The sequence below is a fragment of the Afipia clevelandensis ATCC 49720 genome, from assembly GCF_000336555.1.
GTDB lineage: Bacteria > Pseudomonadota > Alphaproteobacteria > Rhizobiales > Xanthobacteraceae > Afipia > Afipia clevelandensis.
On the sequence record NZ_KB375281.1, the window covers coordinates 1,017,701 to 1,031,465 of the forward strand.

13 protein-coding genes and 1 tRNA gene are annotated in these 13,765 nt (G+C 60.5%); 9 read left to right on the forward strand and 5 right to left on the reverse strand.

Features of this window, described 5'->3' with window-relative positions; all coding sequences use genetic code 11:
• The first annotated feature begins 94 nt into the window (after positions 1 to 94).
• Together HMPREF9696_RS04680 and HMPREF9696_RS04685 are read left to right on the forward strand one after the other, a co-directional pair.
• Positions 95 to 955, forward strand: a complete 861-nt coding sequence (locus tag HMPREF9696_RS04680; protein ID WP_002711808.1) for a macro domain-containing protein — start codon at positions 95 to 97, stop codon at positions 953 to 955.
• Complete coding sequence (locus HMPREF9696_RS04685; protein ID WP_002711809.1) at positions 956 to 1,507, forward strand: TIR domain-containing protein; 552 nt, start codon at positions 956 to 958, stop codon at positions 1,505 to 1,507. It abuts the gene before it with no gap.
• Positions 1,508 to 2,097: 590 nt separating this feature from the next.
• Here HMPREF9696_RS04685 and HMPREF9696_RS04690 read toward each other — a convergent pair.
• From HMPREF9696_RS04690 to HMPREF9696_RS04700, 3 genes are all read right to left on the reverse strand, one after another.
• Complete coding sequence (locus tag HMPREF9696_RS04690) at positions 2,098 to 2,304, reverse strand: hypothetical protein (protein ID WP_002711810.1); 207 nt, start codon at positions 2,302 to 2,304, stop codon at positions 2,098 to 2,100.
• Entirely contained in the window at positions 2,301 to 2,549 is a 249-nt protein-coding gene (locus tag HMPREF9696_RS04695; RefSeq protein WP_002711811.1) for a hypothetical protein, read from the reverse strand. The genes HMPREF9696_RS04690 and HMPREF9696_RS04695 overlap by 4 nt, the downstream gene beginning before the upstream one ends.
• Before the next feature lie 468 nt (positions 2,550 to 3,017).
• Positions 3,018 to 3,107, reverse strand: a tRNA-Ser gene (locus tag HMPREF9696_RS04700).
• Between the two features lie 208 nt (positions 3,108 to 3,315).
• On the opposite strand from HMPREF9696_RS04700, the gene HMPREF9696_RS04705 reads away from it, so the two are divergent.
• The gene (locus tag HMPREF9696_RS04705; protein WP_002711812.1) at positions 3,316 to 4,248 is read left to right on the forward strand and encodes a septal ring lytic transglycosylase RlpA family protein; all 933 of its coding nucleotides are present in this window, start codon (positions 3,316 to 3,318) and stop codon (positions 4,246 to 4,248) included.
• A gap of 25 nt (positions 4,249 to 4,273) precedes the next feature.
• On the opposite strand, the gene HMPREF9696_RS04710 is transcribed toward HMPREF9696_RS04705, so the two are convergent.
• Entirely contained in the window at positions 4,274 to 5,209 is a 936-nt protein-coding gene (locus tag HMPREF9696_RS04710; protein WP_002711813.1) for an alpha/beta fold hydrolase, read from the reverse strand.
• Positions 5,210 to 5,312: 103 nt separating this feature from the next.
• Between HMPREF9696_RS04710 and HMPREF9696_RS04715 the strand changes: the two genes are divergently transcribed.
• The 6 genes from HMPREF9696_RS04715 to HMPREF9696_RS04740 all read left to right on the forward strand — a co-directional run bounded on the left by HMPREF9696_RS04715 (position 5,313) and on the right by HMPREF9696_RS04740 (position 11,955).
• Positions 5,313 to 6,563 (forward strand): D-alanyl-D-alanine carboxypeptidase family protein, encoded by a 1,251-nt coding sequence (locus tag HMPREF9696_RS04715; RefSeq protein WP_002711814.1) that lies wholly within the window; start codon positions 5,313 to 5,315, stop codon positions 6,561 to 6,563.
• 1 nt (position 6,564) lies between these two features.
• Positions 6,565 to 7,260, forward strand: coding sequence for a dTMP kinase (gene tmk, locus HMPREF9696_RS04720; protein ID WP_002711815.1), 696 nt, complete (start codon positions 6,565 to 6,567; stop codon positions 7,258 to 7,260).
• Positions 7,257 to 8,306: a DNA polymerase III subunit delta' gene (locus tag HMPREF9696_RS04725; protein WP_002711816.1), complete on the forward strand. Its 1,050-nt coding sequence runs from the start codon at positions 7,257 to 7,259 to the stop codon at positions 8,304 to 8,306. The genes tmk and HMPREF9696_RS04725 overlap by 4 nt, the downstream gene beginning before the upstream one ends.
• Positions 8,307 to 8,390: 84 nt before the next feature.
• Positions 8,391 to 10,358 carry a methionine--tRNA ligase gene (gene metG, locus HMPREF9696_RS04730; RefSeq protein WP_002711817.1) on the forward strand — a complete coding sequence of 656 codons (1,968 nt, stop codon included), beginning with the start codon at positions 8,391 to 8,393 and terminating at the stop codon, positions 10,356 to 10,358.
• A gap of 5 nt (positions 10,359 to 10,363) precedes the next feature.
• On the forward strand, positions 10,364 to 11,158 hold the full coding sequence (locus HMPREF9696_RS04735) for a TatD family hydrolase (protein ID WP_002711818.1): 795 nt from the start codon (positions 10,364 to 10,366) through the stop codon (positions 11,156 to 11,158).
• Positions 11,155 to 11,955 (forward strand): MBL fold metallo-hydrolase, encoded by an 801-nt coding sequence (locus tag HMPREF9696_RS04740; protein WP_002711819.1) that lies wholly within the window; start codon positions 11,155 to 11,157, stop codon positions 11,953 to 11,955. Before HMPREF9696_RS04735 ends, HMPREF9696_RS04740 begins: the two co-directional genes overlap by 4 nt.
• Positions 11,956 to 12,070: 115 nt before the next feature.
• On the opposite strand, the gene HMPREF9696_RS04745 is transcribed toward HMPREF9696_RS04740, so the two are convergent.
• Positions 12,071 to 13,717: an acyl-CoA synthetase gene (locus tag HMPREF9696_RS04745; protein ID WP_002711820.1), complete on the reverse strand. Its 1,647-nt coding sequence runs from the start codon at positions 13,715 to 13,717 to the stop codon at positions 12,071 to 12,073.
• Positions 13,718 to 13,765 lie beyond the last annotated feature (48 nt).

The following is a 13,765-nucleotide window of genomic DNA, read 5'->3' on the forward strand; positions in this document are numbered from 1 at the left end:
CACATGCCCGGCGCTGGTAGGACCGCCGGTCGTGTTATTGTTCCCCATGGCGCAAGGGAGTCGTTTCCGAGCGTTTTTTTTTTAGGATTTCCTGATGAAGCTTTTTTGGAAGTCTTTGTATCTGGGGTTACGGCGGCGCTGGCGGACGGGGTTTACGCGAGGGTTCGCTTTGGCCGGCGTAATTTGGCTCTTTACCGAAATCTCGATGAAGTCTTTTGCGGCTTTGGATGGCTTGGTATCGACCTATGGAACGGGATACTTCTCAACCGTTATTGCTCTATGCGTACTGACCTTCTTCATTCACGTTTACGAGACGAGGTCAGTATCTTTCCGCGTGCCGACGACCGATAGCTGGATCAACATCTATTACGGCGATTTGCTCAGCACCGACACCGATTGGCTGGTGGGCGTCGGTGAGTTCTTCGACAGCGACTTGGGCCATGTCGTCTCGCGAGAGTCGCTGCATGGCAAGCTGATCGAGACTGTCTGGAATAGCGACGGCGGCCGGTTTCGCAAGGCAGTGGACGATGCGCTCAAAGGCAAGCCATTCGAGATTACTGAACGCTCAATTAAGCCAAACAAGAAATACCCAATCGGCACTACGGCCGTGCTCCCAAGGGCATCGCGCAAAATTTTCTTGGTCGCGATGGCCCGAACCGATTTGCAGAATGCGAAAGCTTCTTCGACAGTACCGATTTTGTGGGACGCTTTGCTCGGCGCATTTCACTCGATACATAACTTCGGCAATGGCGGAACGGTATCGCTTCCGCTGATCGGGAACGGACGTTCCAGCGTGAACATCGAGCCGCAGCATTTGCTTCGGTTGATTGTTCTTTCGCTTATCGATTTCGGCCGGAAAACAGCACTGCCTAAACAAGTCAATATCGTTCTGCCCGAAGAGTGTTTTGAACGACTAGATATTCGCGAAATCAGACGCGATTGGAGCCATAGATAGATGGCGTACAGGAACGGCACATACATTGCGTTTCATGCGGAGGGAAACGCAGACCCGACCGCCTCCGACATTCGATACTATCGGATGATTAAGGCATGGCATGAGCACGATAAGATCGAATTTAAGTTTGTGAACAGCCATGAAAAGACGTCAGCCGTTCGCGATAGCAGCTTAAAAGCGACCCTTCGGAGAAGTTTAGTCGAGCGGCTGAACAACTCTCGAAACATGCTGCTGATCATCGGAGATACGACGCGGTTCGATACCGATTGGGTGCCGTTCGAGATCGGCTACGCGATCGACGCCTGCAAAATTCCTGTCATCGCGGTTTATACCGGCTACACATCCATTCGACAGCCCGCACTTCTCAGCAATCTTTGGCCTGTCGCCTTAGGACGTCGCATCAGTAACGGCACCGCGCGGGTTATCCATATTCCTTTCAAACAAGCCGCAATCGATGATGCGATAAAGCAGTTTGACCATACCAATCTGCCGAAAACTGGGCTTGAAGCCTATTCGGTAGAAGCGCATCGATTTTTCGGAATTAGTATCTAACAAGCTGAGGCGTCATCATGCCTACGTTAGGAAACGCTCAACAGTTATCCGCGTGATGTACTGGACCATGGAGCCAAAGCCGAAGTGGCGCATTCTCCCCATTCGGGTGACGATGCGACCCGGCTTTTGAGCGTCTTAACCACTGCCTTCAGCGGTGGCGACCCCACGTAAATCGCTCTTTTCTGCGGGGTAGCTCGTTGAGACAACAAACTCCTTGATGCTCAAACAAGGAGACGAACATGTGCAAGACAACAGTTGAAGAAATCGTAGCTCAGGGCGTACCCCCAAGTTGGGAATGCGTTGACTGCGGAATGAACACCGGCCCCGGCTTGCAAACAGCGAAACAGGTCACTGATGCATTCAATCGCGGCGAAGGCTCACCATGCAGCTTCGACAGCCAGACCGAGCTTTACGTACTTAAAGGCGCATTGTGGGAGCGCGTAACGCAAAGTCGGACAGAACAAATTCTATGCATCGGATGTGTAGAGCGAAGACTTGGACGGAAGCTTCGGCCCAGAGATTTTGACGATAGCCAAATCAACCGGCTGCCGGGAACAGCGCGGTTGCTTTCCCGGCGTGAGCCAAAGGCGTCACGGAACTGAGTGAGGCTTGTTGAGAAAATAGTCGCGATTGCCGGTTGCCGCTTCGGCGTACTGGTCAATCGCGACCATCATCGCTTGAACGTGCTGATAGCAATAACCTTCGCGGCAAGCCAAATGCCGAGCCTCATTCAATGCCTTCAAGAATGGCGTTACGTGCGGGTCGTTAGAGAACCACTTGATAGGCTCGTTTCTCATCGTCCAATCCTCATCTGGGGGCCGCGAATGACCTTGTTGGTCCCGGCGTATTTCGCTTTCGCCTCGCCAATCTGCCGGTCACGTTCGGCGCACATCGCATCGACCTTGTCCTGCATCCGTTCAAGCAAGGCGTCGGCCGATAGGGTACTGATACCGGCGCGTTGAAGCTTCTGAATGTCGGAACGCTGGCGCCGAATTTGGATGCGCATGCGCTCTATTTCCGCGCGCAAATATTCGAGCTTCATAGGTCATCTCTCTCCCGGCTTCATGAGAACAAACTAAGAACATCACCTTCAGAGTCAAGCTGGAACAGCGTCCGCTTCAGACCAAGAAAAAGCCGACCAGATAGCCCGCTACTCACCCCAGAAACTCGCCCAAGAAGCCCTAGACCCGAACGGCTACCAGAACGGCCAACACCTCAAGCGCGTGACCGCGCGCATGGAGAAGGCCACTCAATGCAAGAATGGGGAATACCTAAGGACGCTCAAAGGCTAAGCAAAACTCGACAATCGAAGACCACAGGCAAAATGCTGAAACACACTTGAAGAAAGCAGGCCCATTCCGACCCCATTCCAGCGCCACCCGGCGAAAACCTTCACGCCAACCAAAATTCGCTGTGGGCGATTTGGCGCATGAGTCTACGCATGAGTTTTTGGGATTGTCGGGCTGTAAATCCAAGAAGCCCTTATTTTATAGGCATTACTTGAATTGGTTGGCGGAAGGGGTGGGATTCGAACCCACGGTGCCCTTGCAGGCACGCCGGTTTTCAAGACCGGTGCCTTAAACCACTCGGCCACCCTTCCTGCGCGTCGGAAGCCAGCACTTAGCAAAGCGGGCAGGACAGTGAAAGGGGCGAACCGGGGTAAGATCAACCTTCGATTTACCAACAGACCCATCGGCCCGTTCCGGGTTCGGAAGCAATGAGTTAAGGTAATCGCCGTATGAGTTGCGGGGGCGTCCCGCCACAGGGCCGGTAGGCAAGGTGGCGGCAAAAGTGCTATTTGGGGTTCTATGGGGATTTGCGTCAGGGAATCGGGCAAGGCGGTTGCGCGTTTCGCCGCGGCGGGGACTGTTTGCCTCTTGCTTGCCAATTGCGGCGCGGCCAACAAACTCTCCAGCCGTGTCGATCCCAAATACGGCGTGTCCAGCAGCCCCCGGGTTGTTGAATTCGGTGAGCCTGTTCCAAAGGGCGGCGGCACCTATCGGGTCGGCAAGCCCTATGTGGTTGCGGGCAAGACCTACGTCCCCGAGGAAGATCCGAACTACCGGGCAGAGGGAATTGCGTCCTGGTATGGCGACGCCTTCCATGGCCGTCTGACGGCCAATGGCGAGGTGTTTGACATGACCTCGCTGACGGCGGCGCATCCGACACTCCCGCTCCCCAGCTACGCCCGCGTGACCAATCTGGCCAATGGCAAGTCAGTTATCGTCCGGGTCAACGATCGCGGCCCTTATCACGGGAATCGCTTGATCGACGTCTCAAATACAGCCGCCAAGCTGTTGGAATTCCGTGATAATGGCATTGGCCGAGTCCGGGTCGAATATGTCGGGCGGGCGCCTTTGGAAGGATCGGACGACCGGCAACTGATGGCGACGCTCCGGACCGGACAACCGGCACCGGCTCCGTCTTCGGTCCGGGTGGCTTCGGCCAACGCCTTTGTTCCCGACATTCCATCGTCCAGCCGGGGCGTTCTCCGGGGCGACATTCCTCTGCCGGCGGGGCGGCCTTATACGCTGGGCCATACCCGGGATGACTACGCAGCCGCAGGGTCGTCGGAGGTCTCGGCCTCGCGTTCGCAGCGGGGCAGGCGGGCGGAGCGTGCCGTCCAGGCCGCAGCCGAGGAGCCGGACGAGACACCCGAGGCCGGAAAACCGGTTGCGTCCTATGTGTCGGTCTCGCGCAATGGAAGCGCGGGCCTGATGTCAGGTCGCGGTCTTTACTAAGACCGACGGCTTTGAGATCAAAGGCTTACCGAAGTCCCTTCAGGAATTCGATCAGCGCAGCGTTGACCTCATCTGGTCGCTCCTGCTGGATCCAGTGGCCTGCACCTTCGATCAGGAGCTTGCGACGCAGGTTCGGCAGCACTTTGTCCATCTCGGTCACGCGCTTGCCGCCGATAATGCCCGTCACAACAGCGTCGCCAGCACCCGCAATGAAGATGGATGGCTGATGGATTTGTGCGCCCTGCCAGGGCGCGGTCAGTTCCCAGTTGCGGTCGATATTGCGATACCAGTTCAGACCACCGCGAAAGCCGGTGCGCTGATAGGTTTCGACAACGTGTGCGAGATCATCTTCGCTGATCCATGCGGGACGGGCGCGCTCCCGGGCAGGGTCACCGAGGAATCCCTGACCTTCTTTCAGGAAAAGGGATGCCTCGACACCGAATGAAACCGCCCTCATCGTGAAATTCACGTCGCGCTCGAACTCGGCCTCGGCCACGCCCGGTTTCTGGAAATACTGCCAATAGAAATTGGTCACTCCGCTTTTCGCAAGCGTATCCAGCGGTCGCTCGCGCCCCCGGAAGGGCGGCGGCACGCTCAATCCGCCGACGGCGGTGAACATATCTGGCCGGAACAGGGCGGCATGCCAGGCAACCGGCGCGCCCCAATCATGGCCGATGATGACCGCTCTGGTCTCGCCGAGGGCAGTGACCAGCCCGACCATGTCGCCCACCAGATTAAAGATCGAATAGGCCGAGATGTCCTGCGGCGCCGAGGTCCGCCCATAGCCGCGCATGTCGGGCGCCACCACGCGGTATCCGGCGGCGGCAAGAGCGGGGAGTTGGTGCCGCCAGGAATGCGACAGTTCCGGCCAGCCGTGACAGAGCAGGACGAGCGGCCCGGCGCCCTGTTCCGTGATAAAAATCTCGATGCCGTTGGCAGAGATCATTCGCGATGACGACATTGATTTTCCGCCCCTTTTCCCGATTCTGAAGGCTGCGGGAAGCAACCGGCACGTTGTTTGGTATCAGCCCAACTGATACAAGGCGATCCTCAGGAATCTCGACATGGCAGCCATTCTGACAGCATCCCGGATTCGCGCACGTCGGACGGGGCCGTTCTGGCCGCTCGTCGTCGCTGTGCTTGCGGCCGGCGTCGCTGTTGGAGGCCCAGTTCAGGCCGCCAACAACAGCGTGCAGGGCGCCAAGAAGGAAGAGGGATACGATGTCGATGCGCCGACCGCGATCCTGATCGAGGCGAAGTCCGGCAGCATCCTGTTCGAGAAGAACGCTGACGAATTGCGTGCGCCATCCAGCATGATGAAGCTGATGACGGCCGAGGTGGTGTTCGACGCGCTGAAGAAGGGCGAGATCAAGCTCACCGACGAATTCCGGATCAGCGAGAACACCTGGCGCAAGGGCGGTGCGCCGTCCGGCGGCTCGACCATGTTCGCGGCAATCAACAGCCGGGTCAGCGTGGACGATCTGCTGCACGGCGCGATCATCCAGAGCGGCAACGACTCGTGCATGGCATTGGCCGAAGGCCTGTCGAACACAGAGGCCGCCTTTGCCGAGCGCATGACCAAACGCGCGCGCGAACTCGGCCTGAAAAAGTCGACCTTTGCAAACTCCAACGGTCTGCCCGATCCCGGCAACAAGATGACCGTACGCGAACTGGCGATGCTCGCGCGGCACATCATCCAGACCTATCCGGAGCACTACAAGCTGTTTGGCGAACGCGAGTTCACCTGGAACAAGATTCGCCAGCAGAACCGCAATCCGCTGCTCACCATGCTTGAAGGGGCCGACGGCCTGAAGACCGGGTTCACCAAGGAAGGCGGATACGGCATGGTCGGCTCGGCCGTACAGAACGGCATGCGCCTGATCGTGGTCGTCAACGGACTTGAGGACGCCGATGACCGCGCGAGCGAGGCGAAGAAACTGCTGGAATACGGTTTCCGCAATTTCGAGGCACGGACGCTGTTCGCAGCGGATCAGACGGTCGGCTATGCCAAGGTGTTCGGTGGCGACAGCCGCTCGGTGAAACTGGCAAGCCCCGAACCCATACGCGTCATGGTCAACCGCAACGGCAGCGACAAGCTGGTGGCGCGCATTGTCTATACCGGCCCGGTGCGTGCGCCGGTTCAGCCCGGTCAGCGGATCGGCGTGCTGAAGGTGTGGCGCGGTACCAACATCGCGATGGAGTCGCCGCTTGTGGCGGCCGAGCCGATCGCTACAGGCTCGACGACCCGCCGCGCGATCGACGGCGCCAGCGAACTCGTCATCGGCCTTTTCCGCGCCGGCGCGGAGAAACTCTGACATGAGCATGGTTGCGAAATCGAAATCGCCGCAGCCTCGCGGACGTTTCATCACATTCGAGGGCGGCGAGGGCTCTGGCAAGTCCACACAGATCCAGTTGCTGGCGGATCGCCTCAACGCGGCGAAGCTGCGCACGATCACGACGCGCGAGCCGGGCGGATCGGCGGGCGCGGAGATCGTCCGGCATCTGTTGCTGTCCGGCATGGCGAAGGCATTCGGACCCGAGACGGAGTCGCTGTTGTTCGCCGCGGCGCGTGACGACCATGTCAGTCAGGTGATCGAACCGGCGCTGGCGCAGGGAACGTGGGTGCTGTGCGACCGTTTTACGGATTCGACGCGGGTCTACCAAGGCGAACTCGGGAAGGTCGATCCGAAACTGATCCGGGCCATGGAGCGCGTCACCATCGGTGATCTCAAGCCCGACCTCACCATCATTCTGGATGTGCCGGTTGCGGTCGGCATGGAGCGTGCGCTCAAGCGGCGGGGAAGTGCTGCGCCGGACCGATTTGAGGGCGAGGGCGTCAGCTTTCATGAGAAGCTGCGCGATGCGTATCGCAAGATCGCGGAGAGCGATCCGCAGCGCTGCGCGCTGGTGGATGCCAATGCCGATCCGAAGACGGTCGCAGAACGGGTCTGGACGGCACTGCGCGATCATCTGTTCGCCGTTGCAGCGCCACGCGAGACATCCCAGGCATGAGCGCGAAGTCGTCCGGGCCAGACATCGCTGTTCGCGCACCGCGCGAAACCACCGCGCTGTTCGGTCATCACGATGCCGAACAGACGTTGTTGACGGCCTATCGCAGCGGACGCATTCCCCATGCGTGGCTGATCGGCGGCGCGCAGGGCATCGGCAAGGCAACGCTGGCCTATCGTATGGCGCGGTTCGTGCTGGCTCATCCCGATCCGGCGGCCCAAGCGGTGCAGGGGGCCGACAGTCTCTACGTCGATCAGGATCATCCGGTCGCGCGGCAGGTCGCGAACGGAAGCCACGGCGGGCTTCTGACATTGGAGCGTACCGCCAACGAAAAGGGCACGATGCGAACCGTCATCACCGTGGACGAGTCGCGCGAAACCATCGGATTCTTCGGATCGACCGCCGCCTCGGTCGGCGGCTGGAGGGTTTGCATCGTCGATACCGTCGATGAACTCAACGCCAATGCCTCGAACGCCCTGCTCAAGATATTGGAGGAACCACCGGCGCGGTCGCTGTTCCTGCTGCTCAGCCACGCGCCGGCGCGTGTGCTCGCCACCATCCAGTCACGCTGCCGCAAGCTGCCAATACGGCCGCTTGAGACCGACGATGTGATTCAGGCGGCTGCGGAAGCGGCTGACCTGACGCGCCGCGATCCGGCATTGGTGGCAGCCGCGGATGCCTCCGAGGGGAGTGTAGCGCACGCGCTGACGCTGATGGGCGGACAGTCGCTCGGCCTCCAGCAGCGCACGCTGGAGCTTCTCAACCGGTTGCCGCAGCTCGATCAGCGGGCGCTGCATGCTCTCGGAGATGCGATGCCGCTCAACGACCGCGTCGGGCTGCGCGCCTTTGCCGACACCGTCGACCGCTGGCTGACAGGACACCTGCACGGACCGGATGTCGGCGCAAACCTGCCGCGCCTTGCACGGCTTGCCGAGGTATGGGAAAAGATCAACAACGCCGCGCGCGATACGGAAAACTTCAATCTGGAACGAAAGCCGCTGGTTTTCTCGGTGTTCGGTCTGCTCGCAGAAGCCACCGCAGCTCGCTGACCGGACAGCCCCAGCAGTCTCGCAACATCACATCATGAATGCGCGCGCTGATGTCGGCGCCGTTTTGAATTTCAAGGAAGCGTTATGGCCAAAGCCAAAAAGACCATCGCGAAGAAGAAGGCAGCCAGGAAGCAGGCGAAGAAGGCTGCCAAGTCGGCTCGCAAGGCTGCCAGCAAGCGCGCGTCGACGGCGGCCAAGAAAAAGGGACGCAAGGCGGTCACTAAAAAGGCGGTGAAGAGGGCTGGCAAGAAAACCGTCCGGAAGACGGCAAAGAAGGCCGTGCAAAAAGCCGCAACCAAGCACGCGGGAAAGAAGGCGGTCAGCAAGGCCAGCGGCGCGAAGAAGAGCGCTGCAAAGAAATCCGCGGCAAGGAAGCCTGCCGCGAAGGCCACCGTTACGAAGACTCCCCAGGCCGCGAAACCTCTGACACCGAAAGCGCCGCCGAAGCCAGCCAGGATCAAGACCAAGGCTGCCGCTGCGCCGCTGAGTGTTTCGCCCGCGCGTGCCAGGAACTCGTTCTACATCACAACCGCCATCGCCTATCCGAACGGCGCGCCGCATATCGGCCACGCCTATGAAGCGATTGCGACTGACGCGCTGGCGCGTTTCCAGCGTCTTGATGGCAAGGATGTGTTCTTCCTGACCGGCACCGACGAGCACGGCCAGAAGATGATCCAGACGGCGCAGAAGGAGAACATGACGCCGCTGGAGCTGGCGACGCGCAACGCCGCACGCTTCAAGGAAATGGACCAGCGGCTCAACATCTCGTTCGATCGCTTTATCCGCACCTCCGAGAAGCAGCATCACGAGTCGACGCAGGAAATCTGGAAACGGATGGCTGCGAATGGCGACATCTATCTCGACAGCTACGCCGGCTGGTACTCCGTGCGCGACGAGGCCTATTACGCCGAAGACGAAACCGTTGTCGGCGAGGACAATGTGCGCCGCGGCCCGCAAGGCACGCCGGTCGAGTGGGTCGAGGAGAAGAGCTACTTCTTCAAGCTGTCCGCCTATCAGGACAAGCTGCTTGCGCTTTACGAGAACCAGCCGGATTTCATCGGCCCGGACTCGCGCAAGAACGAAGTCGTCAGTTTCGTGAAAAGCGGCCTGAAGGACCTGTCGATCTCGCGCACCACCTTCGACTGGGGCGTGAAGGTGCCCGGCGACGAAGATCATGTGATGTATGTGTGGGTCGATGCGCTGACCAACTACATTACGGGCGTCGGATTTCCGGACGAGGGTGACAAGAACTGGCACTATTGGCCGGCGGATATTCACATTATCGGCAAGGACATCATCCGCTTTCATGCGGTGTATTGGCCCGCCTTCCTGATGTCGGCGGGCATTCCGGTCCAGAAGCGGGTGTTCGCGCACGGCTTCCTGTTCAACCGCGGCGAGAAAATGTCGAAGTCGGTTGGCAACGTGGTCGATCCGTTCAGCCTCGCGGACGCCTATGGCGTCGATCAGTTGCGCTACTTCTTCCTGCGCGAGGTGCCGTTCGGACAGGACGGCAATTACAACCACGAAGCCATTGTGGCGCGCACCAACGCCGATCTCGCCAACGATTTCGGCAACCTCGCGCAGCGTTCGCTCTCGATGATCGCCAAGCAGTATCAGGGCGTGCTGCCGCAGCCGGGCGACTTCAGCGACAACGACAAGGCCATTCTGGCGATGGCCGACGGCATGCTGGCGCAGGCCCGCACGGCGATGGCCACGCAGCAGATTCATCAGGCGCTGAACGCGATCTGGGCTGTGGTCGCCGAAGCCAACCGCTATTTCGCGGGCGAGGCGCCATGGGCGCTGGCCAAGACCGATCCTGCGCGTCAGAAGACCGTGCTGTACGTCACGGCGGAAGTGGTGCGGCAGATTGCGATTTTGGCGCAGCCGGCGATGCCGGAATCCTGCGCCAAGATTCTCGACATTCTCGGCATTGCGTCCGATGCGCGCGATTTTGCAGCACTCTCCACCCGGATCAAGGGCGGCTCGCAACTGCCACCGCCCGCGCCGGTGTTCCCGCGTTATGTCGAGCCCAAAGACGACGCGGTGGGTTAAGCCAGATGCTGGTTGACAGTCACTGCCATCTCGACTTTCCCGACTTCGCAAACGATCTCGACGCCATCGTCAAGCGCGCCGAGACGGCCGGTATCGGACGTATCGTGACGATTTCCACGCGCGTGCGAAAGCTGGATGCTCTGCTCGCGATCACGGATAGGTTTCCGAATGTCTATTGTTCGGTCGGCACCCATCCGCATAACGCCGACGAGGAAGACGGCATCACGGCGGACGAACTGATCGCACTGACGAAGAATGCGAAGGTGGTGGCGCTGGGCGAGGCGGGACTCGATAATCACTACACGGACGGTTCGCCTGCGGCGCAGGAGCGGGGCTTTCGTGCGCATATCGCGGCGGCGCGCGCGACGGGCCTGCCGCTGGTGATCCATACCCGTGAAGCGGATGCGCGCTGCGGCGAAATCCTCGAGGAGGAAATCGCCAAGGGGCCGTTCAAGGCGGTGCTGCATTGCTACACCGGCGGCCGGGACCTCGCGATGAAGGCCATCGGACTCGGTCTGTCGATCTCGTTCACCGGCATTCTGACTTTCAAGAACTCGCAGGCCATCCGCGACATCGCCGCTGAATTGCCTGCGGATCGCATCATGGTGGAGACCGACGCGCCGTATCTGGCACCCGGAAAATATCGCGGCAAGCGCAATGAGCCGTCCTTTGTCACCGAGACCGCGCGCGTGCTGGCGGAAACGCGCGGTGTGTCCGCCGACGAGATCGCGCGGCAGACCACGGAAAACTTTTTCCGGCTGTTCGACAAGGTGCCGCGCCCGGACGCGAAAGCAGCATGACGGTGACACTGACCATCCTCGGCTCCGGCTCGTCCGCCGGCGTGCCGCGACCGGCTCTGGGCTGGGGAGCCTGCGATCCCAACAATCCGAAGAACCGCCGCCGCCGGTGCTCGCTGCTGGCCGAGAAGGCGGGACCGAACGGCATCACCCGGGTGTTGATCGACACCTCGCCCGATCTGCGCGAGCAGTTGATCGACGCCAACGTGGATCATCTGGACGCAACGTTCCTGACTCACGAACACGCCGACCAGACCCACGGCATCGACGATCTGCGCTCCGTGGTCCTGCATCAGCGCAGGCGCATTCCGGTCTATCTCAACAAGTCCACGGGCAAGGACATCCTCACGCGCTTTGCCTATTGCTTTGAACAGGCGCCCGGCAGCGACTATCCGGCGATCCTTGAAAAGCGGTCGATCGAAGCGGGCGAAACGCAGAGCGTCGAGGGGAAGGGCGGTGCCCTCGCCCTGACCGCTTTCATTCTGCAGCATGGAAACATTCCGGCGCTCGGCTATCGCATCGGCAATGCCGCCTATACTCCGGATCTCAATGACATCCCGCCCGAGAGCTTTCACGCCCTCGAAGGTCTCGATCTGTGGATTGTCGACGCGCTGCGCTACGCGCCGCATCCCAGCCATTTCAGCCTCGACGATGCGCTGGCATGGATTGCGAAGTTCAAGCCGCGCAGGGCGGTCCTGACCAACCTGCATTCCGACCTCGACTACGATGTGCTGCGGTCGAAGTTACCGCCGGGCATCGAGGTGGGCTACGACGGCATGCGGCTGGAGATCGAGGCGTAACGCCTCCCAATACAACTGGTTATTGCCGGGCTCGACCCGGCAATCCATCGCTTCAGAAAGATTTTCAGATAGATGCGCGGGTCAAGCCCGCGCATGACGATTGGGTATATTGAGACTACGCCGAAATCGCCTTCGCCGAATTGACCTGATCGCGCAGGGCGAACTTCTGGATTTTGCCGGTCGAGGTCTTCGGAATCGCACCGAACACCACAGCCTTGGGCGACTTGAATCCCGGCAGCACGCTTTTGCAGTAGGCCAGAATCTCAGCCTCTGTCGCACTCGCACCGTCCTTCAACTCGACAAATGCGCAGGGCACCTCGCCCCATTTCGGGTCCGGCTTGGCGACCACGGCCGCGAACAGCACCGCCGGATGCTTGTAGAGCACGTCTTCGACTTCGACCGACGAGATGTTCTCGCCACCTGAGATGATAATGTCCTTCGAGCGATCCTTGATGATGACGTAGCCAAATTCGTCGAGCACGCCGAGATCGCCGGTGTGAAACCAGCCGCCCTCGAACGCTTCCCGGGTCGCCGCCTCGTTCTTCAGATAGCCCTTCATGACGATATTGCCGCGGAACATGACCTCGCCGATGGTTTCGGCGTCGCGTGGTACTTCCTGCATCGTTTCCGGATCGAGCACCGTGACGGCCTCTTGAAGCGGATAGGGCACGCCCTGCCGGCGCTTGAGCTGGGCGCGCTGCTCGGCCGGCAGATCGTCCCAGCCCGGCTGCTCGGCGCAGACCGAGGCGGGGCCATAGACCTCGGTAAGGCCGTAGACATGCGTCAGCTTGATGCCGATGCTTTCTGCGCCCTCAAGCACGGCCACCGGCGGCGCAGCGCCTGCGATCAGTCCCACGACGGGCGTCGCGGCCTTGCCCTTGGGCGCGCCGGGCGCGTTGATTAGCGTGTTGTAGACAATCGGCGCGCCGCACATGTGAGTCACGCCATGCTTGGGGATCAGCTCGAAAATCTTGGCCGGATCGACCTTGCGCAGGCAGACGTTGACCCCGGCCGACGCTGCAATGGTCCATGGAAAGCACCAGCCGTTGCAATGGAACATCGGCAGTGTCCAGAGATAGATCGGATGGGTGCCGAGACCGCCTGCGAGAATATTGCTCACAGCGTTGAGATACGCGCCGCGATAATGCGTGACCACGCCCTTTGGGTTGCCGGTCGTGCCGGAGGTGTACCCCAGCGCGATGGCGTCCCATTCGTCTTCAGGCTTCAGCCAGGTGAACTCCGGATCGCCGGATGCGACGGCGGCCTCGTATTCGATTTCGCCGATGCGCTTGCCGCCGTCAAAGGCTGCATCGTCCACATCGATCACCAGCGGTTTCGGGCCTTTCATCAGAGCCAGCGCATCCGTAATCACGCCGCTGAACTCAGGGTCGACCAGAATGATCTTGGCGCCGCCATGGTCGAGCTGGAATGCAATGGCCGCCGCGTCGAGGCGGATATTGAGCGCGTTCAGCACGCCGCCGGCCATCGGCACGGCAAAATGCAATTCGTTCATGGCCGGAATGTTCGGCAGCATCGCCGCGACGGTATCGCCACGGCGGATGCCGCGCGCCGCCAGAAACGATGCGAAGCGCTTGCAGCGCTCAAAGGTCTGCGCCCAGGTAAACGTGCGGCCTTCGTAAACGGCGCTGGTGTGGTCCGGATAGACGCTGGCGCTGCGGACCAGGAAGCTCAGTGGCGACAGGGGCACATAGTTGGCCGCGTTCTTGTCGAGACCGATGCTGTATTGGCCTTGGCTGGTCATGTTTCATCTCCCGGTACTGCCGCCGTTCCCAAACTTAAGGCTTTGGGC

Coding starts and splice junctions, on each gene's coding strand:
- HMPREF9696_RS04695 (WP_002711811.1), bottom strand. CDS start 2,549: ATGAAGCTCGAATATTTGCGCGCGGAAATAGAGCGCATGCGCATCCAA.
- HMPREF9696_RS04725 (WP_002711816.1), top strand. CDS start 7,257: ATGAGCGCGAAGTCGTCCGGGCCAGACATCGCTGTTCGCGCACCGCGC.
- HMPREF9696_RS04705 (WP_002711812.1), top strand. CDS start 3,316: ATGGGGATTTGCGTCAGGGAATCGGGCAAGGCGGTTGCGCGTTTCGCC.
- tmk (WP_002711815.1), top strand. CDS start 6,565: ATGAGCATGGTTGCGAAATCGAAATCGCCGCAGCCTCGCGGACGTTTC.
- HMPREF9696_RS04685 (WP_002711809.1), top strand. CDS start 956: ATGGCGTACAGGAACGGCACATACATTGCGTTTCATGCGGAGGGAAAC.
- HMPREF9696_RS04690 (WP_002711810.1), bottom strand. CDS start 2,304: ATGAGAAACGAGCCTATCAAGTGGTTCTCTAACGACCCGCACGTAACG.
- HMPREF9696_RS04710 (WP_002711813.1), bottom strand. CDS start 5,209: ATGTCGTCATCGCGAATGATCTCTGCCAACGGCATCGAGATTTTTATC.
- HMPREF9696_RS04735 (WP_002711818.1), top strand. CDS start 10,364: ATGCTGGTTGACAGTCACTGCCATCTCGACTTTCCCGACTTCGCAAAC.
- metG (WP_002711817.1), top strand. CDS start 8,391: ATGGCCAAAGCCAAAAAGACCATCGCGAAGAAGAAGGCAGCCAGGAAG.
- HMPREF9696_RS04680 (WP_002711808.1), top strand. CDS start 95: ATGAAGCTTTTTTGGAAGTCTTTGTATCTGGGGTTACGGCGGCGCTGG.
- HMPREF9696_RS04745 (WP_002711820.1), bottom strand. CDS start 13,717: ATGACCAGCCAAGGCCAATACAGCATCGGTCTCGACAAGAACGCGGCC.
- HMPREF9696_RS04740 (WP_002711819.1), top strand. CDS start 11,155: ATGACGGTGACACTGACCATCCTCGGCTCCGGCTCGTCCGCCGGCGTG.
- HMPREF9696_RS04715 (WP_002711814.1), top strand. CDS start 5,313: ATGGCAGCCATTCTGACAGCATCCCGGATTCGCGCACGTCGGACGGGG.